This is a genomic window from Noviherbaspirillum album, assembly GCF_035916955.1.
In the GTDB taxonomy this organism is placed as follows: Bacteria; Pseudomonadota; Gammaproteobacteria; order Burkholderiales; family Burkholderiaceae_D; genus Noviherbaspirillum; species Noviherbaspirillum album.
Window position 1 is genome coordinate 43067 of record NZ_JAWIIV010000028.1, and the last position, 26108, is coordinate 69174.

Sequence of the window (26108 nt, forward strand, 5' to 3'; positions counted from 1 at the left end):
TTGGATTGCCGCTCGTGTTATGCGGCTTCACACTATTTGGCGGAAGCGGTCTCCTGCACTGATGCAGACGTTTCCTGCTTCCCGCTGGTATAGGTCGGCCCCACGCGGCGCTCATGCGGCGCCGGCTTGCCGGGCAATGGCGGCAGTGCCTTGGCCCGTTCCAGATCGATGCCGGCAACTTCTGCAACCCGGCGGCCGTAGTCTTCGTCGCAATGCCAGAGATGCCACACCATGCGCAGCTGGATCGGCTCCGGGCATTGCTTCAGGTCGCCGCCCACATTCGCCACAAGTTCGTCGCGCTCCCAGTCCTCGAAAGTCCGGTAGCGGTCACCGGCCTGCCGGTAATCGTCGGACGTTTGCGTCGTCTGGTAGCGGCCGAGGTGGCCTTCGACCCACTGGTGGTAATCCTTCGCCGGCTTCGGCGCCTCCTGCAGGCCGCCAAGGGAACTGGGCTCGTAATTGATGTGCTTGTTGGCGCCGCTGTCGTCGACGTAATACGCCATCTGCGCATCGCGCTGGTTGGTCCTTGCACGCGCCTTTTCCTGCGGCGCATTGATCGGCAACTGCAGGTAATTGGGCCCTACCCGGTAACGCTGGGTATCGGAATAGGACAAGGTTCGTCCCTGCAGCATCTTGTCGTCCGAAAAATCGACTCCATCCACCAGCACGCCGGTGCCGAACGCGGATTGCTCGGTCTCGGCGAATACATTGTCCGGATTCCGATCGAGCACCATGCGACCGACCGGCAGCAGCGGGAACCGGTCCTCCGGCCAGCGCTTGGTATCGTCGAGCGGATCGAAATCCAGTTCCGGATGTTCGCCATCGGCCATGATCTGCACGCAGAATTCCCACTCCGGGAAGTCGCCTCGGTCGATCGCGTCGTACAGATCCTTGGTCGCATGGCCTACGTCCTGCGCCTGGATTTCCGCCGCCTGTGCCGCAGTGAGATTGCGCACGCCCTGCTTCGGCTGCCAGTGGAACTTCACCAGGTGGGCAACGCCTTCATCATTGACCAGCTTGTAGGTATTCACGCCGGCGCCTTCCATTTCGCGATAGTTGGCCGGTATGCCCCACGGGCTCTTGACCCAGGTGACCATATGCAGGGTTTCGGGCGACTGGGAAACGAAGTCGTAGAAGCGCCAGGGTTCCTGGCGGTTGGTTACCGGATCGGGCTTGAACGCATGGATCATGTCGGGAAACTTGATCGCATCGCGGATGAAGAAGATTTTCAGGTTGTTGCCGACCAGGTCCCAATTGCCGTCCACGGTTTTCAGCTTGACCGCGAAGCCGCGGGGATCGCGGGCCGTCTCGGGAGAATCCTTGCTGCCGATAACAGTGGAAAAGCGCACGAACACCGGAGTTCGCACGCCGGTCTGGGTCAGAACCTTGGCACGGGTATATTTTCCGGCAGGATCGTTGCCGATCTTGCCATAGGCCTCGAAGTAGCCGTGTGCCCCGGTGCCGCGGGCATGAACAACGCGCTCGGGAATGCGCTCACGGTCGAAATGGGTGATTTTTTCGAGGAACTGGTAATTTTCCAGCGTTGCCGGGCCACGCTCGCCAACGGAACGCAGCGACTGATTGTCGCTCACAGGATGACCCTGGCGGGTAGTCAGGGTAGGACGCTCGTTGCTCATGATGATCCTTTCATGCACCCTCTCGTAGAGGAATTCATTTGAGAGGCTTGCGAAATTCGTTGCATAAAATTCAATGCTTTTGCTGCCATGCCGGCTTTTGCTTGATGAGGGCGGCATGTCGGGCGCCTGTTGCGGGTCTCAAACCAGCGGCGCCTTAACAACGGTTCAGCGATATAGAGAAATCCACAACGAGGTGGTTCCGGCAAAACATGGAAATCAACCGGTTTTCGATGCTGCACCAAGGTAAGGAGGCTAGAATCCTGCAATCGCTTTTCGGAACATGAGCAAGCGGCACGCTCATTTGCGGACCTGCATCGGACATATCGCTGCACCACCCTACAACAACTCGATTTTCATCATGGCGACAACCACCAACACGACAGAACCGCTGCAACCCCTGGACATGATCATCTTCGGCGGAGGCGGCGACCTTGCCGTTCGCAAGTTGCTGCCCGCGCTTTACATGGCGCATCTACATGGCAACCTGCCGCCTTCGACGCGCATCATCGCCGTCGGCAGGCATGTCTACGACCGGGCGAGCTATATCGAGTTCGTCCAGGAGCGATCGCAGTCGTTCATTGAAGCGAAGAATCTCGAAGCCAAGGCATGGCAGGAATTTCTCGGCCTGCTCCACTATGTGGCGCTAGACGCCACCAACGGCGCAACGTATGCCGATCTGGCGCGCGCCTCGCGCCAGGGGGTGGAACGGGTGTTTTACCTCGCCACCGCGCCGACGATATTCATGAACATTTGCGAAAACCTGGCGGCCAGCGGCCTGGTCGACCAGCACAGCCGAGTCGTGCTGGAAAAGCCGCTCGGCCACGATCTCGAATCGGCACGCGAAATCAATCTCGCGGTGGGCAAGTATTTCAATGAGTCGCAGATTTACCGCATCGACCATTATCTCGGCAAGGAAACCGTGCAGAACCTGATGGTGCTGCGTTTTGGAAACGGCATCCTGGAACCGTTGTGGCGGGCACCGAACATCCGCAGCGTGCAGATCACGGTAGCCGAAACCGTCGGGGTCGGCAGCCGGGCGGGCTTCTACGACGGCACCGGCGCCCTGCGCGACATGGTGCAGAACCACCTGCTCCAGCTGCTGTGCATCATTGCCATGGAGCCGCCGGTATCCCTCGACCCCGATGCGGTTCGTGATGAAAAGCTCAAGGTGCTGCGCTCACTGCGCCGCATGCGCCTGGGCGATATCGCGCGCGATACCGTGCGCGGACAGTACTCCACCGGCGCCGTCAATGGCGAAGCCGTGAAGGCGTATCGCGACGAAGCCGATGTGCCGGCGGACAGCCGGACGGAAACCTTCGTCGCGCTGCGTACCTATGTCGATACCTGGCGCTGGGCCAACGTGCCGTTCTTCCTGCGCACCGGCAAGCGCATGCAAAAACGCATGTCACAGATTGTGATCGAATTCGCCAATCCTCCGTTTTCAATTTTCCCGGACGCACCGCGCACCACGGCCAACCGCCTTGTGATTCATCTGCAACCCGAGGAATCGATCCAGCTGCAGTTGATGGCCAAGCAGCCGGGTAGCGGCATGCAAATGCTTCCGGTCAGCCTCAATCTCGACCTGCAGTCGGCATTTTCGCAGCGCCGCGCGGAAGCCTATGAACGTTTGCTGATCGATGTGGTGCGCGGAAGGTTGACACACTTCATGCGACGCGACGAACTGGAAGCGGCATGGTCATGGGCCGACCCCATCCTGGAAGGATGGCAGGAGCTTGCCGAACGCCCTCTTCCCTATACCGCCGGCAGCTGGGGCCCGGATGCCTCGGCAGCGCTGCTTGCGCGAGAAGGGTTTAACTGGATCGAATAGGGGTAAATAAGGGAAATGGCGGCAAAGCCGAAAGCCGGTGAGGCTTGCTGCCGCCCATCCAGGGAGATTGAACATTAAACATCGGCAGCGTATCCTCAGCGAATCGCATCAAGCGCATCAATCTCTGCGGCGGCCCAGGCGACAAACTGCTTTACGCGCTGCTTGAGCGCCGCCAGCTCTCCGTCTTCCTCCGACGCCTGCATGCAGCTGAGCATCAGTGTCCAACCGGTGCCCGTTTGTACCAGGTTTTCCAATATCGGACGCCGGTTCTGCATCATGCGGATCTTGAAATCGTCCATCATCGGCAATTGAAGGTCGACCGATTTCCTCCACATGTCCAGCATTTCATCAAGCCGTTCCACATCCATCTCGACTTTCATTGCATCCTCCCTTCAGGTGTTTTTTCATTCGTGCTTCAGGCGATGACGACGCTGCCCAGGCCCACTCAAGCGTTCTCGATCTTTCCCGTGCCTTCGCGCGCATCCTTTCAATAATTCCGCAGGCTCCAAGGATTTTCCGATCGGGCAATGAGGAAGCAGATTCGGCATATCATTTCCTGCATGCCATTCTGCAGCCCCGTGGGAATACTTTGACTATTGCCATGTCCAAGAATTTAACGCGGCTTCTTTCCTTCATGCATGCCTACACATCACTACTACACAAAATACATAACGTTGCGAGAAAGCTTCACGGCAATGTCGTGCCTGCTTCTCCTGCTTGCGTCATTGCTCTGGGCTGGCATGGCCTGGGGACAGCAGGCCGAAAGCCAGGCAGATGATATCGAAATTGCGGTCCGCAAAGAGGGCGCGACGGTGATTGTGGATGTCGGCATGCCGGTCAAGGCCAGCCTGCGCAGCGCCTGGGAGGTCTTGACCGACTATGATCATATGGCGGAATTTTTTCCCAACCTCGATTCGAGCAAGGTGGTCGAACAGCAAGGCAACAGGCTGCGCATCGAACAGACCGGGAAGGTCGCCTATGGGCCGCTTTCCTTTCCCTTCGAATCCGTGCGCGAGATCGTGCTCACGCCGTATTCGAAGGTCCATTCGAAAGCTGTCGCAGGCACCATCAAGCATGGCGAGGCGATCACACGCCTGGTATCCGAAGGCAGTACGACGCGCATTTTTTACCACAGCGAGTCCGTTCCCAATACCTGGGTGCCGCCCGGCATCGGACCGAACCTGATCGCAGGACGCACCAGGGAACAGTTCGCCAGCTTGCGCGAAGAAATACTCCGACGCGCGAACCGGGAACGGCCCGCAATGGCGGAAACGGGAGAAACGCCAGGAAAAGCGAATGGAAATAGCAGTGCTGCATCGGGCACCTCGGCCGGGGCATCCGGCGATGCCGGGCGGGGGCGAGCCGAAAGCAGCGAGGGCGTCAAATAGTCAAGGATGCAACTTGGCATGCCCATCCATAGGATGATAGGCGGCCCCACGCCGCCGACCCCCTAAGCCTGAACGAACGCACGGAAGGGAAATAGTAGGCCGGTCTGGGGCCCGGGCCCTGATTACGAAATAAGCACCGGCATGAAAAAGCCAACCGGCACGGCGGTTGGCTTGGTTGCTCGACTCAGCGGCGCGGCACTGCCATGCGTCATATACATAGGCTATGCGACGGAAAAGTATCGAGGCATGCCGGCGCGGAATGCCCTCAACACATTTATGATGCCTGCTCGGTCGCCCTGGAAAAGGATCCGACCAAACCGGCGAGTTTCATGCGCTTTTCCACATCTTCTGCGCATTCCTTGCTGCAGAAAGCGGCGCCAGGCCTGGCAGGGTCGCCGCAGTCATTGAAACAGCCGCCATCGGCGCGTGCCGCAATCTGCGCTCCCGCACTTTGCCGGCCTTTGGCAATAATCGCTTCAAGCATTTTTTGTTCATTTTCGCTTGCTACATCTGCTTCGTCGGCCATCCGAACTCCTACAAAAGTTAATCATCACCAAGACTTGCGTCCGGGAAGGTCTTGGATACAAACACCTGTCTTGGGTTCCGGCGTCACACCGGATTAATCCGCTTTTTCCGCATCCGATGCTACGGCCTCCATCGGGTCAAGATAGCGCTCCAGCAAGTCGAAAAACTGGCTATAGAACTGCTTGGCAGGAATCGTCTCGCTCGCCACCTTGACTAGGGCATCGTCCGAACTTCCGAAAGGCAGGGATATCGAGCCCAGGGCTCCCACGCCAAGGCTCGCCGAATTGGTGCTCCTTCTCAACGTATAACGGTCCCGCACCGCATTGGCGAATGCGGTCGCGCTATTGCTGCCCTGGTTATTCGGCGCGCAGGTGACATGAAATTCAATCTGTACATGAACATCCGCTTCCGGCTGAAAATACTTGCGTCCCTTGACTGCCGCATCATTGGCTTCGCTGATCACGTAGCCTTGGCTCAGCAAGGCACGCCGCGCCGCTTCACATGTCTGGCGCTCGGTGCCCGGAAAACTCTGGGTGAAGGCCGCAGAGGACAGGAATTCCTCGGGCTGACCACTTGCCGACACCTGCGCTTGCATGGACGGCAACGTGGAACACGCCGACAGTCCGATGCATGACAAGGCAATCAGCATGACGGCAAGCCGCCGGATATTAATCAAAGTCATCATGCGAATCTGCAAACAAATCTCCTGCCGGTCGGTGAGTCGTCGCCCTCGCCAGCGGACCCGGCGACAAATCCGGGAAGTCATCAACGGCAAGTTTTCCGGTTTCCGCCGGCGCTTCTGCCGCCCGGAAGTATAGCGACAATCCGGAAAGATGACGCACAATTGCAGATGGGGAATCATTTTTCCATCAATGGACTGACCAGGCACCGCGATTACCAAACAGCAAGCGGCCGCGGGGTGAAGCCATCCACGATAAGCGATCTTCGCGGGCAGAACCTCGGATCAATCGTGCAATCCAATCCATTGCCTGTTTTATCTTTACCCAGGGCTTGGAAGCCGCCCTGGTCATCAACTGGATCAGGAGCCCTCATGAGCAAACCTTCAGCCCCCGACTTGCCGGCGGCATCGATTAAAAACCCTGGCGACCAGGCGGCGCCGGGAACGGAACAGACCGGAGAGAACACCTGCCCCGTCTGCCAAGGAAACGGGCGCTTGCCCGATGCCGCAATGTGTGCCAACTGCGGCGGCAGCGGAATCGTGATCGAAACCGTCGGCGATGCCTGAAACGAAGCTTCGGCTTTTACATGAACAGTCATGAGCAATCGCTCATGGCCCCGCGGACCTGAAGCCGACTCGTATCGAGGAAGTCCGGCCTAGCGGCAATAGCGGATGCCAGGTTTCAGTTCCTCGTACATCAGGTATTCCGTTTCCCGCATGCCAAGGAAATAATAAGTTTTTTGCGCGCCCCGGTTTTCCTTTTCCACATAAAGCCGGAAACCGCAGACTGCCGCATCGGCGGCAGCGGCAGCCTTCACGAACTCGTACAGACGGGAATAGATCCCCTTGCGCCGCCATTCCGGCCGCACATAAACGCTCTGTATCCACCAGAAGACGCCGTTGCGCCAGTCGCTCCATTCCGTCGTGACCAGCAGCGAGGCCACGATACGGTCGCCGGCTTCAGCAACAAGATAGTATCCAAGGGAGGTATTTCCGATCAGCCCTCGGACCCCGGCGGCAATCACTTCCGGCAGCAATTCCTTGCCTTCCGTTTCCCGGGCCATTGCGATGTTGAATGCGGCAATGGCATCGGCATCGCGGACCTCCCCGCGGCGTATGAGTATGTCTTGTGGCATGGCTACTTTTCCGGCGTATTGGCAACGCGGGCAAGTTTAGCAAAGCCGGTTGGTCGATGTTTCATGCGCCGCCGCCGGGACGAAGCCAAAATCAAACCGACGGGCACACCGAAAGGCAATACTTGAAGGATGCGGCGCCGCTGAAGGCGTGCGGCTGCCTTCAGCGACATTTGAATGGAAACTCAGGGGTTGAGCTTCCAGTTGCCATTCTCGACGGTAAGCATCACGCGCGCATTGTCTTCCAGTCCAAAATGATCTTTTGTCGTGTAACGGATAACGCCCTGCGTGATCGGAATGCCCTTGGTCGACTCCAGCGCCTCTTTCAATGCGGCACGAAACTCAGGCGTGCCCGGCTTGCCCTTCTTCAATGCTTCCGGAACGATGGACTGCAGCAGCAGGTGTGCATCGTAGCCATGGGCGGCGAACTGGTTGCGGCTTCCGGCTCCGAACTGCTTTTCATAACGCTCGACGAACTCGGTCGCCAGCTTCTTCGACGGGTGGCTATCAGGCAGTCCTTCCGGCATGACGGCCAGGCCTGCCACGACAAAAGCGCCTTCGACATCCTTGCCGCCAAGACGAATCAGGTCGCGCGAAGCTGCGCCATGGGTCTGGTAAATCTTTCCCTTGTATCCCCGCTCTACCACCGCCTTGTGCGGCATCGCGGCACCGCTGCCGGAAGCGCCGAGCAGAATGGCATCAGGCTTGGCCGATACGATCTTGAGTGCCTGGGCGGTGACGCTGGTATCCGCCCGCGCGAAGCGTTCGGTCGCGACCGATTTCAGGCCGGCCTTTTCAGCCAGCGCCGTGAACGAACGCAGCCAGGTTTCCCCATAGGCGTCGGAATAACCAAGATAGGCATAGCTTTTTACGCCTGCCTTCTTCATGTGATCGATGATTGCTGCGGCCATGAGCGGGGTCGACTGCGCAACGCGGAAGGTCCATGCCCCCTTGCCTTCGGGCAGGTCCACCGGCGAGGTGGAAATCTGGACGGTATTGCCTTCCGCCGCGATATCGGCGAGCGCAACCGATGCCGGTGTAGCGGTCGAGCCGACGATGACATCGACCTTGTCTTCCGAAATGAGCCTTCTTCCATTCTTTGCCGATTGCGTGGTGTCGGAAGCATCATCGAGCATGACCAGCTTGACCTTTTCGCCGCCGATGGTGTCGGGCCAGAGGGAAATACCATTCTTGGTGGGAATCCCAAGGCCGGATGCCGGTCCGGTCAACGGCAGGCTGACACCGATCGTGATGTCGGCGTGCGCGGCTCCCGTACCCACCACGAGAGTGGTCAGCACCGCTGCGAATAATGGCTTGAAACCTGTTTTCATCGTGTCTCCTTGAAAGTTCGGATGAATGGGACTGTTACCGAAGCCCGCATGCCGTCCCGAGGCGGACGCCACCGGCTTCATATTGTTATGATTCGTAACAGTTCACCACTATAATTATTGCGGCCTGCTTATGCAAGCCCGGATGATTCTCGAACATTGTCACGGGCTTCGCATGCATATCTTGCTCAGCAGCGTACGCAGCTGCTCCTTCTCGGATGCGTTCAATACCGCCGCAATGCGATTGTCATGTTCCTGCACGGCCTTCTTGTAGCGCCGTACCTGTTTCTGCCCCTCTTTGGTGAGACGCAGGTTATAGGAGCGCCTGTCGCTCGACGCCTGACGCTCAACCAAGCCAGCGTCTTCAAATTTATCGATAATCGCGACCACGCCGGAACGAGCGATGCCCATCACTTCCGACAAGCGAGTTTGCGAAATGCCGGGATTGTTTTCGATGATGACGAGGGACGAAAAGCGTTGTGGTGTGATGCCCTCATCCGCCAGCGAAGCGGTAAAATCTTCATAGATGCTAATCTGGGCCCGGCGGACCGCGTACCCGATCAAATCATCGAGAATGTCGTATTCAATGCCATCGATTCTTGCGTTGAAGAAGAATGTGTTCTCCTTGGATTCCGGCTTTTGACTTCTGGACAAATCAACCCCCTATTGATTCATGTGCGGCACCGCGCCTGCTTCGTTATGCGTCGCGCAGGATGCTCTTCCGCAAACCGGCATTGTAGCGCCACACGGCGCATCATTACCATGGGGTCCATGCCGTCGGAACCACGCCGCTCCGACTTGTGTTCACCTACATAACTGTTATATATTAGAACAATAACTTCGCATCCCGCCGCCAGACCAGATCGTCGATGCAGGCGGAAAATTCGTCATTCGAGGAGACACGCATGAAAGTTGCAATTGCAGGCGCCGGCATCGGCGGACTGACCCTGGGCTTGATGCTGCATGAACGCGGCATCGAGGTGGAAATCTTCGAGGCGGTCAACGAGATCAGGCCGCTCGGGGTAGGCATCAATCTGCTGCCGCACGCGAGCCAGCAATTGTGCCAGCTTGGTCTTGAACAGTTGCTGGCTGAAAAAGGCATCGAGACTTCCACGCTCGCCTACTTCAACAAGTTTGGACAGGAAATCTGGCGCGAACCGCGAGGCCGCGCGGCTGGCTACCCGTTTCCCCAGTTTTCCATCCATCGCGGCGAACTGCAGATGACGTTGCTGCAAATCGCGATCGAGCGCATCGGTGCGGATCGTATTCATGCAGGACATGCGTTTTCCTCCTTCCGGCAGGTCGCCGACAAGGTAGTGTCGCGCTTCACGCGCCGCGCCGATGGCAGCGACATCGAAGTCGAATCGGACGTACTGGTCGGAGCCGACGGCATTCATTCCGCGGTGCGCCGGTTTCTTTATCCCTCCGGCGACGAACCGCGCTTTTCGGGTCGCATGTTGTGGCGCGCGGTCACCGAGGGCGAGCCTTACATGGATGGCCGCAGCATGTTCATGGCAGGGCACCAGGACCAGAAATTCGTCTGCTATCCGATCTCCGAACCCCTGCGCAAGCAAGGCCGTTCGCTGATCAACTGGATTGCCGAATTGCGCGTGCCGAATGGTGAACTGCCCAAGACCGATTGGAACCGGAAGGTCGACAAGTCGGTATTCGAGCAAGCTTTCCAGAACTGGAAATGGGACTGGATCGATATTCCATCCATCATCGACGGCGCCACCGAGATATACGAATTCCCCCTGGTCGACCGCGATATCCTCCCGCGGTGGACGTACGAGCGCGTCACTCTGCTCGGCGATGCCGCACATCCAATGTATCCAATCGGCTCGAACGGAAGCGCCCAGGCCATTCTGGATGCACGTTACCTGTGCGATTGCCTGGCAGGGGACGGCAACACGACTTATGCATTGCGCGAATACGAAGCCGAGCGCCTTCCCCGCACCGCGGGAATCGTTTTGCGCAACCGCATGAACGGTCCGGAACAGGTGATGCAACTCGCGGAGGAGCGAGCGCCCCACGGTTTCAAGAATGTCAACGACGTCATCCCGCAGCAGACGCTGGAATCGATCTCATTGCGCTATAAGCGTCTTGCCGGCTTCGACAAGGACTCGTTGCGCAGCTGACAGCGCCTGTACTTGCCGTCACCGTGCCACATTTGTCACTTAACGGCGTCTGAATTGGAATAACGCAACATCTTGTCTTCATCCTTTTTGTTATGATGGATAACGGTTGCGTGCCAGGAATGGCTTGCTGATTGGAGCCGGTTTTGGCACGGTAGCCACATTGCGACTTGAAAGGATTCATTAATGACAATTTGGAAGACGCCTTTCGACCTTCCAAGCTTGAGCCGCATGCATAAAGGCACGGCAGTTGATCACTTGGGTATTGAATTCACCGACTTCGGCGACAACTGGCTCGAGGCGAGAATGCCGGTGGACAAACGCACCGTGCAGCCATTCGGCATCCTGCACGGCGGCGCTTCGGTGTTGCTGGCCGAGACGCTAGGCAGTGCCGCCTCGAACATGGCGGTGGATGCTGAAAGCCATTATGCCGTCGGCATGGACATCAACGCCAATCATGTGCGTTCGGTACGCGAAGGCTATGTGCATGGCAGGGCAACCCCCATTCACCTCGGCCGCTCCACGCATGTCTGGCAGATCATGATCTACGATGGCGCGCAACGCCTCGCCTGCGTATCCCGCATTACGATGTCGATACTGGAACGCACCTGAGGCAAGGTCCGGTTCCCTGAGTCGACAGGCGCAGTGATTGCGCCTGTCGCTATTTAGCTGCTATCAAGCCGCTCCTTCAACCCCGGGTCAGCCGCTGTTGCGCAGGCCGGCGGCAATACCATTGATCGACAGGTGGATTCCTGTACGAACGCGCTCATCCTGCCGCCCTTCCCGGTACTGGCGCAGCAATTCCACCTGCACGTGATTCAAAGGGTCCAGGTAGGGAAAGCGATTTCGTATCGAGCGCTTCAGCAGGGGGTTGCCTTCCTGCAGTTCGGTTTGCCCGGTGATTGCTTTCAAGGCATCGATCGTCGCTGCGTGTTCCATCCTGATGCGGGTGAATATCCGGTCGCGCAACGCGGCATCTTCGACAAGATTGGCATAGCGGCTGGCAATGGCAATGTCGCTCTTGGCGAGAACCATATCCATATTGGACAGGAGGGTCCTGAAAAACGGCCATTCCTTATGCATACGCTGCAGCAACGCCAAGCCATGTTTCCCGTCGGCGTCAAGGAAGACTTGCACGGCGGAGCCGAAACCGAACCATCCCGGCAGCATCAATCGGCACTGCGCCCAGCTGAACACCCACGGAATGGCTCGCAGGTCCTCGATCGAGCGGCTATTCTTCCTCGACGCCGGACGGCTGCCGATGTTCAATCCCGCAATTTCAGAAATCACGGTCGATTCCCAGAAATATGTCTCGAAGCCTTCCGTCTCGTAGACGAGACCTCGATATGAACTGAACGCTTCCTGCGAAATTTTTTCCATTGCTTCCAGAAATGCCGGCTCCGGCTCTTGCTCCGGGTGCGCCAGCAGGCTGGCTTCAAGCGTCGCCGCAGCCAGGACTTCAAGATTGCGGCGGCCGACCTCGGGATTGGCGTATTTCGCGGTAATGACTTCGCCCTGTTCGGTGAGCCGCAGCTGTCCCTGGACGGCACCAGCCGGCTGCGCAAGGATCGCTTCATGGCTGGGCCCGCCGCCGCGGCCGACGGAGCCGCCGCGCCCATGGAACAGGCGTATGCGAACCCCATGTTCCCTGAATACCTGCACCAGCCGGGTTTCAGCCTTGTAGAGCTCCCAGCCCGAGGTGAGAAATCCGCCATCCTTATTGCTGTCCGAATAGCCGAGCATCACTTCCTGGGTATCATCGCGCGATGCCAGCAAAAGCTTGTACTCTTCAATCCCAAAGAGGCGCTGCATGATGTCGGCACTGCGGCGCAAGTCATCAATGGTCTCGAACAGGGGAACGATGTTCAAGTCGAGTGCAGTATCCGCCGGACGCAGTAATCCAACTTCCTTGAGCAGCACGGCGACTTCCAGCACATCGGATACGCCATTGGCCTTGGAAATGATGCAGTTGCGGATGGCATCCCTGCCGTACTGCAGATGAGCCCGCCTGGCCGCATTGAAGATGGCGAGTTCGGAACATGTTTCATCCGAATAGCTCACATGCGGCGAGGCCAGCGGCCGGCATGATCTCAGCTCCTGCAGCAGGACTGCGATTCTCTCGTCTTCATTCATCTCCAGGTAGCGTGTGCCGGGCACCGCCACTTCAAACAGTTCGGCGAGCACGCGCTCATGCACATCGGAATTCTGCCGGAGGTCAATCGGGGCCAGGCTGAAGCCGAACACGTCGACCGCGCGGCGCAGATGACGCAAGCGACCGCGCGTCAAGGCGGCGGAACCGTTGCTGGCCAGCGAGCGGTGTATGGTGGTGAGATCATCAAGGAGTTCGCTGGCTGCCGCATAGGCGCCCTCGCCTGCCCGCGCTTGATTGGCGCCCAGTCGGCTATGGGTTGCTTCAAGTCTGCCAATAATTGCGGCGATAGCGCGGCGGTAGGGTTCGTCGGCCCTGTGTGGAGACTGATCTGGCGAGCATGCCGCCAGCTCGTCGAGCTGAACGGAACAATTCACCAGGCCTTTCGCCAGCGACAGCTGCGACGACAGCATGCGCAGTTCGGCGAAATAAAAATCGAATGCCCGCTGCGACTGCATCCGCAATGCCTGCTCAAGCACTTCCGCCGTCACGAACGGATTGCCATCCCGGTCGCCGCCGATCCAGCTGCCAACCTTCATGAAACTGGGTAATGCAATCGGATCCTTGCTCTTGGCCCGGACTGCCAGGATATCTTCGAGGCCGGCATAAAGATGCGGCAGTTCGCGCAGCATCGTATAGTCGAAATACGACAAGCCATTCTCTACTTCATCCAGCACTGAGAGCTTCGAGCTGCGCAACATGCGTGTCTGCCAGAGCGTCAGTATGGCGCGACGCAAGGCTTCCTCGTTTTCCGCAGATTCATCGGCGGTCAATTGCATCCGGTCGCGCTCATCGAGCAGTCGGGCAATTACCATCTGGCAGTTCAGCACGCTCTTGCGCTGCACTTCGGTAGGGTGCGCCGTCAGAACGGGGCTGACAAGCGCATGCTTGAAAAATTCGGAAAGGTCCTGTGCTGTAAAGCCGACGTCAATCAGGCTCTGCACCGCATGCGGCAAGCTACCCTTCCGTGGCGGCGAGCCGGCGACAAGGTGGACACGAGTACGCCGGATGTGATGTTGATCTTCGGCAATATTGGCCAGCAGGGAAAAGTAGCTGAATGCCCGGATAACTTGTACTGTCTTTTCCGGGGACAGCGACAACAGCGTTTCCTCGAGCTCCGTACGCGCCTCGGTATCCAGGTCACGCCTGAAGCGGATGGAGCGCTGCCGAATATTTTCGATCAGGTCGAATACTTCCGTACCATGTTGCGCGCGGATGGTATCACCCAGGATGCGGCCCAGTTGCCTGATGTCTTCCTGCAGAAGCGTGTCTTTGTCTTGCTCAAAGGTTTGCATGGCTCTTGACTGTCAAATGAAGTTATCGGATCGCAAATAACGCCCACCAGAATGCCCCTTAACATGGGTCGCAATACGGAGACTATGCTATTCAATGTAGTATTTTTTCATATTTTCGCTATTAGAACATAGGGTGAGGCTATTAATAAAGGCCTATATGTAGCAAAATTACGGATAATAACTGCTTCTTCAGCGACCAATTCCGACTCCGGCCATTGACACCTGGTTCGCGCATTTGATCGCAACGAAGAAGGAACTGCTGCCTGAAAGCTTTCTTTCCAAAGCATAAATATGGCAATCACGAGGTGCAAAATTCATTCGTTTACGCAACTTTATGCTTTAAATGCATAAATAGCCATTTATGCAACGCTTTAGGAAAATCCCCTTGTTCGCGTAGTCTAGGTACATTAACATTGCGCCACTGAGTTTAGTTTGAGGCAATTTCGCAATGACGGCCCGGAGCTCAACACCTTACTTTTTCGTGTTACCGGCGGTTTGGCGATGCCAAAAGCATCGTTCGAATCGGTTCCCGCGCATTTCCGCGCATGTTGGTAGCGTTCATCATCAACGAGCTCTATCGAGTCGGCAAGCGAAGAAGCCAATTGCAATACCTCAGCGCTGCGATTTCACCTACGCCACGGGTGCCGTATGCGACCAAATCAAGAGTAGTCGGAATGAGACCCGATGAACACCCGGTTGTGTTCATCACCAATGCGTGGCAACGGCCTATGGCGTCAAGGGCCACAGATCGCCATACATCATGCGATTCAAAAATGAAGTTGCCACGCATGCGCAATTCAGCCTCTCGCTTCACACCTTGATCAGCTAACCGTACTTCTCTTCATGGTTGGCGGGAGCCCCTAGTTTGGCACGCCGATGTCCGCAAAAGCCGCCGCCTATGCCTGTGCATCTGGACGTAACAGCACAAACGTTTTATTCCAGGCAGATCCACCTGCCACGTTAATTGCTCATTCGAAAGTGATCCTCCATGTCTTCCATCGCAAACAGGCATTTCACTGAAGGTCAAGAATATCTGGACGGCCCGCGCATGCTGGCTGATGTGTGCGGTACCCATGCACGTTTCGGACTGGAGCGCGCGCCGGGCAACATCGACACCATAGAAGTACTGCGTTGCACCGACTATCAAACATTTGCCGCCGCCGCTGAAGCGTATCTCGAAAAAGCCAATTCACCGCCGGTAAGGCATGCAGCAGTCGCTATCGCCACTCCGGTCAGCGGCGATCACATCAAAATGACCAATCATCACTGGACATTTTCGTGCGAAGCCACACGGCGCCAACTGCTGTTGGACACCCTGGTCGTCGTCAATGATTTCACGGCGCTTTCCATGTCCCTGCCACATCTCGAGCCGCAACACTATCAAAAGATTGGCACTGGAAAATCCCGCCCGAATAGCGTGATCGGTCTGGTCGGCGCGGGTACAGGGCTTGGCGTCGGTGGACTGATTGCGACCGAAGGAAGGTGGATTGCGCTGGGGAGCGAAGGGGGACACACATCCTTTTCTCCGGCCGATGATAGAGAAATGGCGATACTTCAGTACTGCTGGAAAAAATATGAGCATCTGTCGGCGGAACGACTGGTATCGGGGCAGGGCATCGAACTGATTCATGAAGCGCTGGCAGCAATCCATGGCAAGGCCGTGGAACATCCCGGCACCTCCGAGATCATGAAGCGCGCACTGGAACGCAGTGACGTTCTTTGCATGGAGGCAATCGAATGCTTCTGTGCGATGCTCGGCACCATTGCATCGAACGTGGCGGTCACGTTCGGGACACTGGGAGGCATGTACATCGGCGGCACCATCGTTCCGCGTCTTGGAAATTATTTTGAGAAATCGCCTTTCCGCGCGCGTTTTGAGCAGAAAGGCCGCTTCACGGACTACCTTGCCGAAGTTCCTACCTTTGTCATTACCGCACCTTATCCTGCCTTCGTCGGCATTGCTGCGATACTTTCCGAACACCTGGGCGGCGGGAATTCGGTGCCGATCCTTGAACGCATACGCAAGATGATGCCCCAGCTTTCGCCCGCCGAACAAAAGGTAGGCAGTCTTATCCTGAGCCACCCGCGGTCCGTCGTTGACCAGCCCATATCGGATATTGCACGACGCTCCGATGTGAGCCAACCTACCGTGATACGCTTCTGCCGCAGCCTGGGCTGTCTCGGACTCGCCGACTTCAAGATCAAACTGGCGTCCGGCGTTACTGGGACGATCCCTGTCGCACATAGCCAGGTCCACATTGGCGATTCCACGCATGATGTCGGCGTCAAGGTCGTGGACAATACCGTATCGGCAATGCTGCAGGTGCGGGACAGTCTGGATGCCGAACTGCTGGATCGTACCGTCGACATTCTGGCGCAAGCCGGCAAGGTTGAGTTTTATGGGTTCGGCAGTTGCGGCCTGGTTGCCGAAGATGCGCGGCAAAAATTTTTCAGGCTCGGCATCGCGGCATCTTCATATATAGACCCACACCTGCAAGAATTGTCTGCCTCAATGCTCAAGCCGAACGATGTTGCAGTGATTATTTCGCATTCGGGACGCTTGCGTCATCTTGCATCGACAGTCGAAGCGGCCACCAACTCCGGGGCAACGATCATCGCACTGGCACCGGCCAATTCCCAGCTCGCCAGGCGTGCCCATATCCTGATTCCATTCGAGCATAACGAAGCGAATCCCTCGCTGAGACCAATGGTTTCCAGGATACTGCTGCTAATCCTTGTCGACATGCTGGCGGTCGGCGTTTCGCTTAAGCGGTCCAGTCCTTTCTGCATGCTACAGCGGCAGGCCAAACGGGGAATTCTTGCCCATACCATTTCCGATGTCGCTGAAGAAGCAGATGCGATCCGCATGACAAGCGACGAGATCGCGGACCGCGAGATCAGCCTGTAAGGATTTTTGTTCTAGTTGGCAACTCACGGTTGCGGTATTGTTTAAAGCCGCAACCACGTGCGTTTACAAGGACATCGCACCTTGCCGCTAGCTTGCTATCGATTTCGTGCCAACATTTTTCAATATCGATGGCGCACCGTACGTAGGCCACGGCGCTGTATGCGACTCGCTATCAGTAACAGAAGAAATGAAAGCGGCAGGCGCACCCGGATCCTGAACGGCAGCGAATTCCACAAATGAATCCATGCCCTTGTGCCGTTGGTTCGTCCAAATCGAATCAGGCTTCGGCCGCCGCATCGCCGATATAACGGCTGCTCCATGCGGCAATGATATCGGCAACGTAGCCGGCGTCCCTGCGACGGCTAAGGAGGTGATCCGCATCGTTGAGCGATACGAAACTCTTGGAGTGCTTCGCCGATGCAAAGATGCGTGAAGCGCTTCCGATTTCGACCGTCTGGTCGAGCGGCGAGTGCATGACCAGTAGCGCGCGTCCAAGCATCGCGACATCCGTGAGAAGTCGATGTTCTGCTACGTCGTCGAGAAATTGCTTCCTGATCCGAAACGGTCGTCCGGCCAACTGCACGAGGGCTTCGCCGTCTTGCTGGATACGATCGACATGCACCGCGAATTGGTGGACAACGTGAGCCGGATCGCTCGGCGCCCCGATAGTCACGATCGCGCTCGTCTCCGGAATCCGCTGGGCGGCGGCCAGGACCGCCGCGCCACCGAGGCTGTGTCCTATCAGCAGTGAGGGTGCAGCATGCACATCGCGCAAGTGATCCGCCGCGGCAATAAGGTCGTCAAGATTTGATGAAAAATTGGTATTTTCGAACTCGCCTTCGCTTGCTCCGAGTCCGGTAAAGTCGAACCGCAATACCGCGATACCGTGCGACGTCAACGCTGCCGCGATCCGACTCGCCGCGAAGATATCTTTGCCGCAGGTAAAACAATGCGCAAACAGCGCATAGGCGCGGGGCCGCTGCTCCGGCAGGTCGAGCCTGGCGGCCAGTTTTTGTCCCATGCTCCCTGGGAAATCAAAACGTTGCATGGCCATCGGCATTCTCCTTCGATAAAGCCTATCTGAAGTACTTCGGGTTCGCCCATCTCCTGGGCTCGCCTGCGCAGCCGCGGCAAGCACCGGGAAACCCTTTCACACATAATTCAAGTCTTTGTGGACACCTGCTTGGCATGGCCGATCTTCGCCAGTATGCCTGCAATCGCAGGCAGTCCCGCCGGTTTGGTGAGATGTTCGTTGAACCCGGCCTCCCTGGAGCGGATCCGATCGCTTTCCGCGCCCCAGCCGGTCAATGCGACTAGCATGACGGACTCCATGTCAGGCAGCTCCCGCAAGGCTCTGGCCACCGCATAACCATCCATTCCAGGCATGCCGATATCCAGGAATACCGCGTCGGGCTTGAATTCATGCGCGATCTGCAATGCGCGCAGCCCGTCATTGGCGACTCTTGTCGTGTGCCCGCCCAGATCCAGCAATGCCGACATGCTTTCGGCGATATCCTCGTTGTCGTCGACAACCAGCACGCGCACACCCCGGCTTCGCGCCGCCCCCCGCAGAACAGCGTTCGGAAGCACCGTCATGCCTTCATCGGGATGTGATTCAGCCATCGGCAGGCGCACTGTAAAAGTGCTCCCCTGACCCGTGCCGGGACTGGAAGCCGTGACACTGCCGCCATGCAGTTCGACCAGTTGGCGCACCAGGGTCAGGCCGATGCCCAGGCCGCCCTGCGAACGTTTCATGTTGCAGGCAACCTGGGAAAACATTCCGAATACGCCATGCAGCGCCTCGGCTGGAATGCCGAGGCCGTTGTCGCTCACGGATATCACGACATCGCCGCCGTCCCTATCTACCCTGAGATCGATACATCCACCGTGAGGCGTGTATTTGGCTGCATTATTAAGCAGATTGCTGATCACTTGTGCCATACGCGTCGGATCGGCGACCGTGATCAGTACCTCCTTCGGCATCTGCACGTGAAATCGGTGACTGCTGGCCTCGATCAGGGGCAGGCAGGTATCGATAGCGTTCTCGATAATCGGTTTCAACTCCACGCGCTTGAGCTTGAGCTCAATTTGTCCACGCGTGATGCGAGCAACATCCAGCAGGTCGTCGACAAGATGCACCAGGTGCAGCAATTGCCGCTCCATCATGTCCCGGGTCCGGCCTGCCATTTCGGTATCGTTGGCCGCCAGCTGCAATATGTGCAGTCCATTGCGCAAGGGAGCAAGCGGATTTCTCAATTCATGCGCCAGCGTCGCAAGGAATTCCGTCTTGCGTCTATCCATCTCCGCCAGGTCGGCCGCCAGCCTGCGCAAGCGATCTTCCGCTTGCTTCCGGTCAGTGATGTCGGTGCCGGTCGGAGCGACGAACAGGATGTCGCCATTGTCGTCGGTGACCGGTGCAAGGATCAGGTCCACGGTCCGCGTGCTGCCATCCGCCGCGAAATAAGGCAACTCCTTGCGAAAGGTGGTGCCGCTGGCCGCATCTTCGGCACCCAGCCGCACTGTTTCCATCAGCTCAGGCGATCGGTTCCACCACCCGCACTCCCAGAACTTCCTGCCGACGATCTCTTCACGCGTCAGTCCGCTCATCTCCAGACACAAGCGATTGGCCTCGATCATCGTGCCATCGATGGTCATGACCCCGGCGAAATAGGACCCCTGCTCAAAGAAGGTGCGGAATTTCGCATTGGTTTCCGCCGCGGCGATTGCCTCGTGCGCGGCCTGGCGTTCCCGTTCCTCCGCGCGTTTTCTCTCGTTGACATCGGCGACCATGCCAAGAATATGCGGCGCGCCGTCGGCCGCATGCTGAAGGCGCCCGGTCATCTCCACCCATCGCAGGCTGCCGTCGTTGCGCACGATCCGGCCCTGGAAGGAAAAGCGCTCGCCGGTCGTGATGGTGACAATCGCTTGGCGCTGGAACTCGGGAAAATCTTGCGGATAAAGAAAATCATCCGGCCGTCGCATCGCATCGTGTACGTCGGACACATTGGCTAGACCGCCCGGTGCGGCACCGAATATCTGTCGTGCGCGATCGTTTTCCCAGTGTACCTGGCCCGATGCCGGGTTCCATATCCAGATTCCCAGATCGGCGGCTTCGGTGGCAAGCCTTACCCTCGCCTCGCTGGCGGCAAGCCTGTCGTTGCTGGCCCGGAGTTCGTCGGCGGCGAGTTGCTCCGCAGTGGCATTGCGGAAAATCTTTGCATAACCGCGCAGTTTTCCGGATGCATCATTCAACGACACCATGACGCCATCGGCGAAAAAGCGCGTTCCATCCTTGCAAATGTGCCAGCGCTTGTTCTCGCTGCGTCCAGTCTCCTTTGCCATGCGCATTTCAAAGGCAGGCCGTCCCGCAGCGCAGTCCTCGGGAGTGAAGATGATGGAGGCGGAGCGGCCAACGGCTTCCGCCGCAAGCCATCCGGTGATCGCCTCAGCGCCGCCTTCCCATTCGGTGACGACACCCTTGGGATCGGTAACCACAAACGCATAATCCTTGCTGTTGTCCAGAATCAGGCGGATACGTTGATCCTTGGCATTCAGGGCGGCTCGATGCCGCTCCTGCTGGACCGCGACGAGTTCGGCATTCTTGCGGTAGAGTTCGACAAAGAATGACACCTTGGCGCGCAAGACGGACGGTACCAGGGGTTTCATCAGGTAATCGACCGCGCCCAGCGCATAGGCTTCCTCGATGGGGAAGTTGGCGTCCATGGCGGCGGTCTGGAAAAGAATCGGAGTCCGGCTCGACGCCGGGCGCTGACGTATTCGCCTTGCCGTCTCAAAACCACTGATGGTCGGCATCCGCACATCCAGCAGAATCGCTGCGAAATCCGTCTGCTCCACTTTCTCCAGAGCCTCCTCGCCTGAGCGGGCGCGCACGATATTTTCGCCTAGACGGTCGAGCACGGCTTCCAGGGCCAGCAGATTGGCCGGCTCGTCATCCACAATGAGGATATTGACGGCATCGCTTCGCCTCATTCATGTCCTCCGGCGAATTGCGGCGGAAATGGCGGAGTCGATCGGAGCGCGCTGCCGCGCCGCGCCCGCATGTGCGGGACGGAGACGCGCGGTAGCCATGATAAGCGTATGCACTGGTACACCGGGAAAAGCCGTGTCGCCATATTCATACCTTGACGGTCCTGAAGAGTTTTGAAACCGGAACAATGTAGGAAGCCCGCAACGGGATGTCAACCAAACAGGCATGGACCTGATGCACGAACTGCACTGAGGTGCAATGCCATTATGCCGGCATCTGCAGTGATTCCCCTGTTCATAAACAAAGAAATGCTCCAACGCCATTACAGGAGCCACTACCGGGCCGGGATCAAGAGACGAGAGTTTGATCCGTATCCATTCACAGCAACTTGACGATTTTTTGAAAATGCACTTCGCTGGTGCGGCGGCGCGCTTCGCTACCGCTTAAGTTTTTATCGGGCATTCTCTACCGCACAATTGCGTGCCGTCATCCTTTGTGGCTTTGTATTTGCGCTGTCACAAATAAATTCGACTAGCTCGATATAAAGTTCTTCATAAGGACGAACGCTGGAAACAAAACAGTCCTGCGCACGTCTACGCAGAAACGGCTACTGACATGCCTGCATTTCCGTCGACCTTGCGGAGGGTGTGCCAGCTCAGGTGAAGGTAGCCTTAAGCGATGGGCGCCAGATGAAAAAGCAATCCCTCTATAGCAAATCGGTGCGCCCCCGTCGCAGGGATCAGTCTGCCGCCGATGGTATTTCTCCCACGCGAGATCATGGTCAGGCAGGTCCGCGGTCGCAATATGCCCCTTCAACGCATGCGGAGACGGCAGCCGGCGGGACGTCGACAGCGTCGCCAAGGACCGGAGATCCGGTACCGTCCTTATCCGCGCCTGCCGCGCCGCCGAAACGTTTCGGCAGGACACGCGCTTTTGCACACCGTCATGAGAGGCTGCTTCTCGTCCTCTCTTCCGTCACGCTGAGCCTGCTGCTGGCGTTCATTTATCTTGGAACGCTGCCTGGGGAGCGCAAGCTGACCCAGAAAGACATCGACGCCGCGGTCCTGCACACCCTGACAAACAAGACGCTGCCTTCGCCGGAAGTCAAGGCGTTTGAGCGCATCAGGCCATCCGTCGTGCGCATCACGCAGGTTGGCGACGATAAATCTCCATCCAAGGGCAAGACGCTCGGCGTGGGGACCGGCGTGGTGGTGGTTGACAAGGGCGTGATTCTCACCAATCTTCATGTGGTCGCCGGCGCCGAGAAGCTGCAGGTCGACTTCGCGGACGGGACCAAGTCCGAAGCGGTGATCATCGGGCAGCAGCCGGAGAATGACCTTGCGGTATTGCAGGCAAGCACGGTGCCGGATGACCTGATTCCGGCAACGCTGCGGTCGACGAGCGGGCTGGCGATCGGCGAAAAGGTCATGGCGGTCGGATTTCCCTTCAATATCGGACCGTCGGCCTCTTCGGGCATCGTGTCCGGCCTCAAGCGCAATTATCAGGCCGAAGACGAAAAGCGCGTACTGGCCAACCTGATCCAGTTTGACGCGGCGGCCAATCCGGGTAATTCCGGCGGTCCGCTGATCACGATGACCGGCGAGGTGGTCGGCATCGTCACCGCCATTCTGAGCCCCAATCCGCAAGGTTCGTTTATCGGCATCGGCTTTGCAGTGCCGATCGAAACCGCGGCCGCCGCCGCAGGTGAATCGCCATTTTAAAACGCAGCATCAACCAGGCAGAGGCCCATGGAAGACAGAGAAAAAAGCAATGAAGTATCGCGCCAGATGGAACAGGTGCTGTACGAAGTCAAGCGCGTGGTCGTGGGACAGGACCATTTCCTCGAACGAGTCCTGGTTGCCATTCTTGCGCGCGGCCATCTGCTGGTCGAAGGCGTACCGGGCCTTGCCAAGACATTGACGGTCAAGACGCTCGCCAGAACCATCCAGGGCAGTTTCCGGCGCATCCAGTTCACACCCGACCTGGTGCCTGCCGATCTGGTCGGAACCCGGATCTACAACCAGCGGACCGGCGAATTCACCACGACGCTCGGCCCGGTCTTCGCCAACCTGATTCTCGCCGATGAAATCAACCGGGCACCGGCCAAGGTGCAAAGCGCGTTGCTCGAAGTCATGCAGGAGTGCCAGGTGACGATCGCCGGTGAAACGCATCTCGTGCCCAGGCCGTTTCTGGTGATGGCAACGCAGAATCCGATCGAAACCGAAGGCACCTATCCTCTGCCCGAAGCCCAGGTCGATCGCTTCATGATGAAGGTTTTGGTGGACTATCCGACCGAGGAAGAGGAATTCGTCATCGTCAACCGGGTCACCGGAGAAGCCCCGGACCTGGGGGCGGTCACTTCCACCATGCAGCTCGCGCAATTGCAGCAGCAGTGCCGGGAATGCTATGTCGACCCGTCGCTGGTCCATTACGCGGTGCGTCTGGTGGCGGCCACCCGCAACCCGGACCGCTACAACGTGCCCAACCTGGCGCACTATCTCAATTGCGGCGCCAGCCCGCGCGCTTCCATCCATTTGATTGAAGGCGCGCGCGCGCTCGCGCTGCTGCGCGGACGGCATCACGTGCGCCCGGAAGACGTCGCCGACCTGGTACCCGACGTGCTGCGGCATCGCCTGTCGCTGACCTATGAAGCCCTGGCCGACGCCATCACGCCGGACCAGATCATTCACCGCATCATGAAGCACATCCCTGCTCCGGAAAGGCTGCTCGATACCCATGTCCGACTTAACGCGAACGCCTGAATCCCTGCTCCGGCGCATTGAGCTTACCGTCATTCGCCAGCTTGACGGACTCCTGCACGGTGACTATCACTCGCTGTTCCGCGGCGTCGGCATGGACCTTGCCGACCTGCGCGAATATCAATATCACGACGATGTCCGTCACATCGACTGGAACGTGACGGCGCGAATGGAAACGCCTTACGTCCGCGAGTACTACGAGGAACGCGACCTGAACGCCTGGTTCCTGCTGGATCTCAGCTCGTCGGAAGACTTCGGCTCCGGCGAAGTCACCAAGCGTTCCCAGGCTGCGGAGGCGGTCGCGGTGCTGGCAAGCGTGCTGAGCCGGCACTCGAACCGTGTTGGAGCCCTCTTCTACGGCTCGAATGTCGATACTGTCATTCCGGCGGGCAACGGGCGGCGGCATGTCCTGCAGATCCTGCACCGGATGATGGCAAGGCAGAAAGGCGTGCAATCGGAGACGACCCGGCTGCACGACCTGCTGCAGACCGCGGCCCAGGTCATGAAGCGGAGATCGCTGGTATTCGTGGTGTCGGATTTCATTACCCAGCCAGGCTGGGAAAAGCCGCTCGCCCTGCTCGGTCAGCGCCATGACATCGTCGCGCTGCGCCTTTACGATCCGCTCGAAATGGAACTGCCCGACCTCGGCCTGCTGACCATCCAGGATGCCGAGACCGCGGAGCAATTATTGGTCGATACCCATGATCGCGGTTTTCGCAGCCGCTTCGCGGCCGCCGTGACCCGCCGCGAGGATGAATTGCATGCCGCGTTCGATTATGCCGGGGTGGATGTTCTCGAATTGTCCACCGAGGACAGCGTCCTCGATGCACTTCTGCGTTTTTCCGACCTGCGCAAGGGGCGCAGCCGGTTGCACGCGGGCAGGACCCTGCCGCCGCATCTGGAGAGATGATGACATTCCTGTGGCCTGAATTACTTTGGGCGCTGATCTGCGTACCCTTGCTGATCGTTCTTTACATCTTCCTGCTGCGCCGCAGGAAGAAGCTCGCGGTTCGATATGCGGGCCTGTCGATCGTGAAGGAAGCCATGGGCGCGTCCCAGCATTGGCGCCGGCACATTCCGCCGGCCCTGTTCCTGCTGGCATTCACCGGCATGCTGATCGCCATGGCGCGGCCGGCGGCGCTGGTCACGCTGCCCTCGCAGTACGAAACCGTCATTCTCGCCATCGACGTCTCCGGCAGCATGCGCGCGAGCGACGTGCAGCCGACCCGCATTGCCGCCGCGCAGGAAGCGGTGCGTGGTTTCGTCGAAAAGCAGCCGCGCCACACCCGCATCGGTGTGGTGACGTTCGCCGGCACCGCCGCCGTCACGCAGGCGCCGACCGAGAACCGGGAAGACATCCTTGCGGCCATCAACCGCATCCAGCTGCAGCGCGCCACCGCGATCGGCAGCGGTATCCTGGTATCGCTGAAGGCCATCTTTCCGGAAGTGGAGTTCGATCTCAATTCGAGCGACCCTCGCCCGAAGGATACACGCGGCTCGACTGGGCGTTCGATCAACGAACCTCAAGCGGAAAAGAAGCCCGAGCACAAGCCCGTTCCGCCTGGCTCCTACACTTCGGCTGCCATCATCCTGCTGACCGATGGACAGACGACCACCGGACCCGACCCCGTCGAGTCATCGATGCTGGCAGCGGAACGCGGCGTGCGGGTATTTACGGTAGGTGTCGGCACCCCCGAAGGTGAAGTCGTGGCCGGCGAAGGCTGGTCGATGCATGTGCGCCTGGATGAGGAATCGCTGAAGAAAATAGCGGGCGCGACGGGAGCGCAGTATTTCTATGCGGGTACTGCAAATGAATTGACGCAGGTGTACAAGATGCTCAATTCGAAACTGACGCTCGAGCGCAAGGAAACGGAGATCACCGCTTTCTTTGCCGCCGGGGCCGCCTTGCTGGCGCTCTTGTCCGCCCTGCTGTCTATGCTCTGGTTTAACCGCATACTCTGATCCTGACGCGGCCGGCAGGACACATCGCCGGCTGATCCCTACTGGTTCGAGCGCCTGCCTTAGCAGGCGCTTTTTCTTTGCGTCGGGCAGACATCAGGGAGAAGCGGTTCAAGCCGGCCGAGTTGCCTGTTCCACCGTGCAAAACTATTGCCTCAACTTTGAAACGATTACTTGGTCGAAACACATGTCTGGCTCTCTCGGGCGTTTATCCAGTCGTTCCATCTGGCTACGTTCATTCCATCATCACTGCAAGCGGCGACTGCGCCCGCATAAAACTTTGATCTTTACACCACACTGTCGCGACTGTTAGGATAAATCATTTTCCTGGAATTGAATTTCGCACTGCAGAACAGTAGCAAGACAGGGCAGCGGAACGCGATTGCAACCCAGGCGG

Annotated in this window: 20 protein-coding genes; 9 read left to right on the plus strand and 11 right to left on the minus strand. The window is 58.2% G+C overall.

Going from position 1 to position 26108, the window contains the following annotated elements; genetic code table 11:
• Positions 1 to 32: 32 nt before the first annotated feature.
• On the minus strand, positions 33 to 1637 hold the full coding sequence (locus RY831_RS24485; RefSeq protein ID WP_326508993.1) for a catalase: 1605 nt from the start codon (positions 1635 to 1637) through the stop codon (positions 33 to 35).
• A gap of 358 nt (positions 1638 to 1995) precedes the next feature.
• Here RY831_RS24485 and zwf point away from each other — a divergent pair, with 358 nt between their 5' ends.
• Positions 1996 to 3465, plus strand: a complete 1470-nt coding sequence (zwf, locus tag RY831_RS24490; RefSeq protein ID WP_326508994.1) for a glucose-6-phosphate dehydrogenase — start codon at positions 1996 to 1998, stop codon at positions 3463 to 3465.
• Between the two features lie 95 nt (positions 3466 to 3560).
• On the opposite strand, the gene RY831_RS24495 is transcribed toward zwf, so the two are convergent.
• Complete coding sequence (locus tag RY831_RS24495) at positions 3561 to 3845, minus strand: hypothetical protein (protein ID WP_326508995.1); 285 nt, start codon at positions 3843 to 3845, stop codon at positions 3561 to 3563.
• 315 nt (positions 3846 to 4160) lie between these two features.
• Between RY831_RS24495 and RY831_RS24500 the strand changes: the two genes are divergently transcribed.
• Positions 4161 to 4853 carry an SRPBCC family protein gene (locus RY831_RS24500; RefSeq protein WP_326508996.1) on the plus strand — a complete coding sequence of 231 codons (693 nt, stop codon included), beginning with the start codon at positions 4161 to 4163 and terminating at the stop codon, positions 4851 to 4853.
• Positions 4854 to 5127: 274 nt separating this feature from the next.
• Here the strand turns inward: RY831_RS24500 and RY831_RS24505 are convergent, their stop codons facing one another.
• From RY831_RS24505 to RY831_RS24530, 6 genes are all read right to left on the minus strand, one after another.
• Complete coding sequence (locus RY831_RS24505; protein WP_326508997.1) at positions 5128 to 5379, minus strand: hypothetical protein; 252 nt, start codon at positions 5377 to 5379, stop codon at positions 5128 to 5130.
• Positions 5380 to 5472: 93 nt separating this feature from the next.
• Positions 5473 to 6063 (minus strand): DUF2242 domain-containing protein, encoded by a 591-nt coding sequence (locus tag RY831_RS24510; protein ID WP_326508998.1) that lies wholly within the window; start codon positions 6061 to 6063, stop codon positions 5473 to 5475.
• Between the two features lie 209 nt (positions 6064 to 6272).
• Entirely contained in the window at positions 6273 to 6656 is a 384-nt protein-coding gene (locus tag RY831_RS24515) for a hypothetical protein (RefSeq protein ID WP_326508999.1), read from the minus strand.
• Between the two features lie 57 nt (positions 6657 to 6713).
• Positions 6714 to 7193 carry a GNAT family N-acetyltransferase gene (locus RY831_RS24520; RefSeq protein ID WP_326509000.1) on the minus strand — a complete coding sequence of 160 codons (480 nt, stop codon included), beginning with the start codon at positions 7191 to 7193 and terminating at the stop codon, positions 6714 to 6716.
• A gap of 182 nt (positions 7194 to 7375) precedes the next feature.
• On the minus strand, positions 7376 to 8521 hold the full coding sequence (locus tag RY831_RS24525) for an ABC transporter substrate-binding protein (RefSeq protein WP_326509001.1): 1146 nt from the start codon (positions 8519 to 8521) through the stop codon (positions 7376 to 7378).
• 159 nt (positions 8522 to 8680) lie between these two features.
• Positions 8681 to 9172 carry a MarR family winged helix-turn-helix transcriptional regulator gene (locus RY831_RS24530; RefSeq protein ID WP_326509002.1) on the minus strand — a complete coding sequence of 164 codons (492 nt, stop codon included), beginning with the start codon at positions 9170 to 9172 and terminating at the stop codon, positions 8681 to 8683.
• Between the two features lie 251 nt (positions 9173 to 9423).
• On the opposite strand from RY831_RS24530, the gene RY831_RS24535 reads away from it, so the two are divergent.
• Entirely contained in the window at positions 9424 to 10656 is a 1233-nt protein-coding gene (locus RY831_RS24535; protein WP_326509003.1) for a flavin-dependent oxidoreductase, read from the plus strand.
• Positions 10657 to 10839: 183 nt separating this feature from the next.
• Positions 10840 to 11265 (plus strand): hotdog fold thioesterase, encoded by a 426-nt coding sequence (locus RY831_RS24540; RefSeq protein ID WP_326509004.1) that lies wholly within the window; start codon positions 10840 to 10842, stop codon positions 11263 to 11265.
• Between the two features lie 87 nt (positions 11266 to 11352).
• On the opposite strand, the gene ppc is transcribed toward RY831_RS24540, so the two are convergent.
• Positions 11353 to 14097, minus strand: coding sequence for a phosphoenolpyruvate carboxylase (ppc, locus tag RY831_RS24545; protein ID WP_326509005.1), 2745 nt, complete (start codon positions 14095 to 14097; stop codon positions 11353 to 11355).
• A gap of 988 nt (positions 14098 to 15085) precedes the next feature.
• On the opposite strand from ppc, the gene RY831_RS24550 reads away from it, so the two are divergent.
• Positions 15086 to 17005: a glucokinase gene (locus tag RY831_RS24550; protein ID WP_326509006.1), complete on the plus strand. Its 1920-nt coding sequence runs from the start codon at positions 15086 to 15088 to the stop codon at positions 17003 to 17005.
• 277 nt (positions 17006 to 17282) lie between these two features.
• Here the strand turns inward: RY831_RS24550 and RY831_RS24555 are convergent, their stop codons facing one another.
• Both RY831_RS24555 and RY831_RS24560 read right to left on the minus strand, forming a co-directional pair.
• On the minus strand, positions 17283 to 18059 hold the full coding sequence (locus RY831_RS24555) for an alpha/beta hydrolase family protein (protein WP_326509024.1): 777 nt from the start codon (positions 18057 to 18059) through the stop codon (positions 17283 to 17285).
• 107 nt (positions 18060 to 18166) lie between these two features.
• Complete coding sequence (locus RY831_RS24560; protein WP_326509007.1) at positions 18167 to 20995, minus strand: response regulator; 2829 nt, start codon at positions 20993 to 20995, stop codon at positions 18167 to 18169.
• 687 nt (positions 20996 to 21682) lie between these two features.
• Here RY831_RS24560 and RY831_RS24565 point away from each other — a divergent pair.
• The 4 genes from RY831_RS24565 to RY831_RS24580 are packed head-to-tail and all read left to right on the plus strand — an operon-like array spanning position 21683 to position 25714.
• Entirely contained in the window at positions 21683 to 22714 is a 1032-nt protein-coding gene (locus tag RY831_RS24565; protein WP_326509008.1) for a S1C family serine protease, read from the plus strand.
• Between the two features lie 27 nt (positions 22715 to 22741).
• A complete protein-coding gene (locus tag RY831_RS24570; protein ID WP_326509009.1) occupies positions 22742 to 23755 on the plus strand; it encodes an AAA family ATPase in 1014 nt (337 codons plus the stop codon).
• Positions 23730 to 24662, plus strand: a complete 933-nt coding sequence (locus RY831_RS24575; RefSeq protein WP_326509010.1) for a DUF58 domain-containing protein — start codon at positions 23730 to 23732, stop codon at positions 24660 to 24662. Before RY831_RS24570 ends, RY831_RS24575 begins: the two co-directional genes overlap by 26 nt.
• On the plus strand, positions 24662 to 25714 hold the full coding sequence (locus tag RY831_RS24580; protein WP_326509025.1) for a VWA domain-containing protein: 1053 nt from the start codon (positions 24662 to 24664) through the stop codon (positions 25712 to 25714). Before RY831_RS24575 ends, RY831_RS24580 begins: the two co-directional genes overlap by 1 nt.
• Positions 25715 to 26108 lie beyond the last annotated feature (394 nt).

Excerpts from the sequence above, each read along its gene's own strand:
- RY831_RS24575 (WP_326509010.1), top strand. The coding sequence starts at position 23,730 with ATGTCCGACTTAACGCGAACGCCTGAATCCCTGCTCCGGCGCATTGAG.
- RY831_RS24570 (WP_326509009.1), top strand. The coding sequence starts at position 22,742 with ATGGAAGACAGAGAAAAAAGCAATGAAGTATCGCGCCAGATGGAACAG.
- RY831_RS24540 (WP_326509004.1), top strand. The coding sequence starts at position 10,840 with ATGACAATTTGGAAGACGCCTTTCGACCTTCCAAGCTTGAGCCGCATG.
- RY831_RS24510 (WP_326508998.1), bottom strand. The coding sequence starts at position 6,063 with ATGATGACTTTGATTAATATCCGGCGGCTTGCCGTCATGCTGATTGCC.
- RY831_RS24580 (WP_326509025.1), top strand. The coding sequence starts at position 24,662 with ATGACATTCCTGTGGCCTGAATTACTTTGGGCGCTGATCTGCGTACCC.
- RY831_RS24550 (WP_326509006.1), top strand. The coding sequence starts at position 15,086 with ATGTCTTCCATCGCAAACAGGCATTTCACTGAAGGTCAAGAATATCTG.
- zwf (WP_326508994.1), top strand. The coding sequence starts at position 1,996 with ATGGCGACAACCACCAACACGACAGAACCGCTGCAACCCCTGGACATG.
- RY831_RS24500 (WP_326508996.1), top strand. The coding sequence starts at position 4,161 with ATGTCGTGCCTGCTTCTCCTGCTTGCGTCATTGCTCTGGGCTGGCATG.
- RY831_RS24560 (WP_326509007.1), bottom strand. The coding sequence starts at position 20,995 with ATGAGGCGAAGCGATGCCGTCAATATCCTCATTGTGGATGACGAGCCG.
- RY831_RS24515 (WP_326508999.1), bottom strand. The coding sequence starts at position 6,656 with ATGACTGTTCATGTAAAAGCCGAAGCTTCGTTTCAGGCATCGCCGACG.
- RY831_RS24505 (WP_326508997.1), bottom strand. The coding sequence starts at position 5,379 with ATGGCCGACGAAGCAGATGTAGCAAGCGAAAATGAACAAAAAATGCTT.
- RY831_RS24525 (WP_326509001.1), bottom strand. The coding sequence starts at position 8,521 with ATGAAAACAGGTTTCAAGCCATTATTCGCAGCGGTGCTGACCACTCTC.
- RY831_RS24555 (WP_326509024.1), bottom strand. The coding sequence starts at position 18,059 with ATGGCCATGCAACGTTTTGATTTCCCAGGGAGCATGGGACAAAAACTG.
- ppc (WP_326509005.1), bottom strand. The coding sequence starts at position 14,097 with ATGCAAACCTTTGAGCAAGACAAAGACACGCTTCTGCAGGAAGACATC.
- RY831_RS24495 (WP_326508995.1), bottom strand. The coding sequence starts at position 3,845 with ATGAAAGTCGAGATGGATGTGGAACGGCTTGATGAAATGCTGGACATG.
- RY831_RS24565 (WP_326509008.1), top strand. The coding sequence starts at position 21,683 with ATGAAAAAGCAATCCCTCTATAGCAAATCGGTGCGCCCCCGTCGCAGG.
- RY831_RS24485 (WP_326508993.1), bottom strand. The coding sequence starts at position 1,637 with ATGAGCAACGAGCGTCCTACCCTGACTACCCGCCAGGGTCATCCTGTG.
- RY831_RS24520 (WP_326509000.1), bottom strand. The coding sequence starts at position 7,193 with ATGCCACAAGACATACTCATACGCCGCGGGGAGGTCCGCGATGCCGAT.
- RY831_RS24535 (WP_326509003.1), top strand. The coding sequence starts at position 9,424 with ATGAAAGTTGCAATTGCAGGCGCCGGCATCGGCGGACTGACCCTGGGC.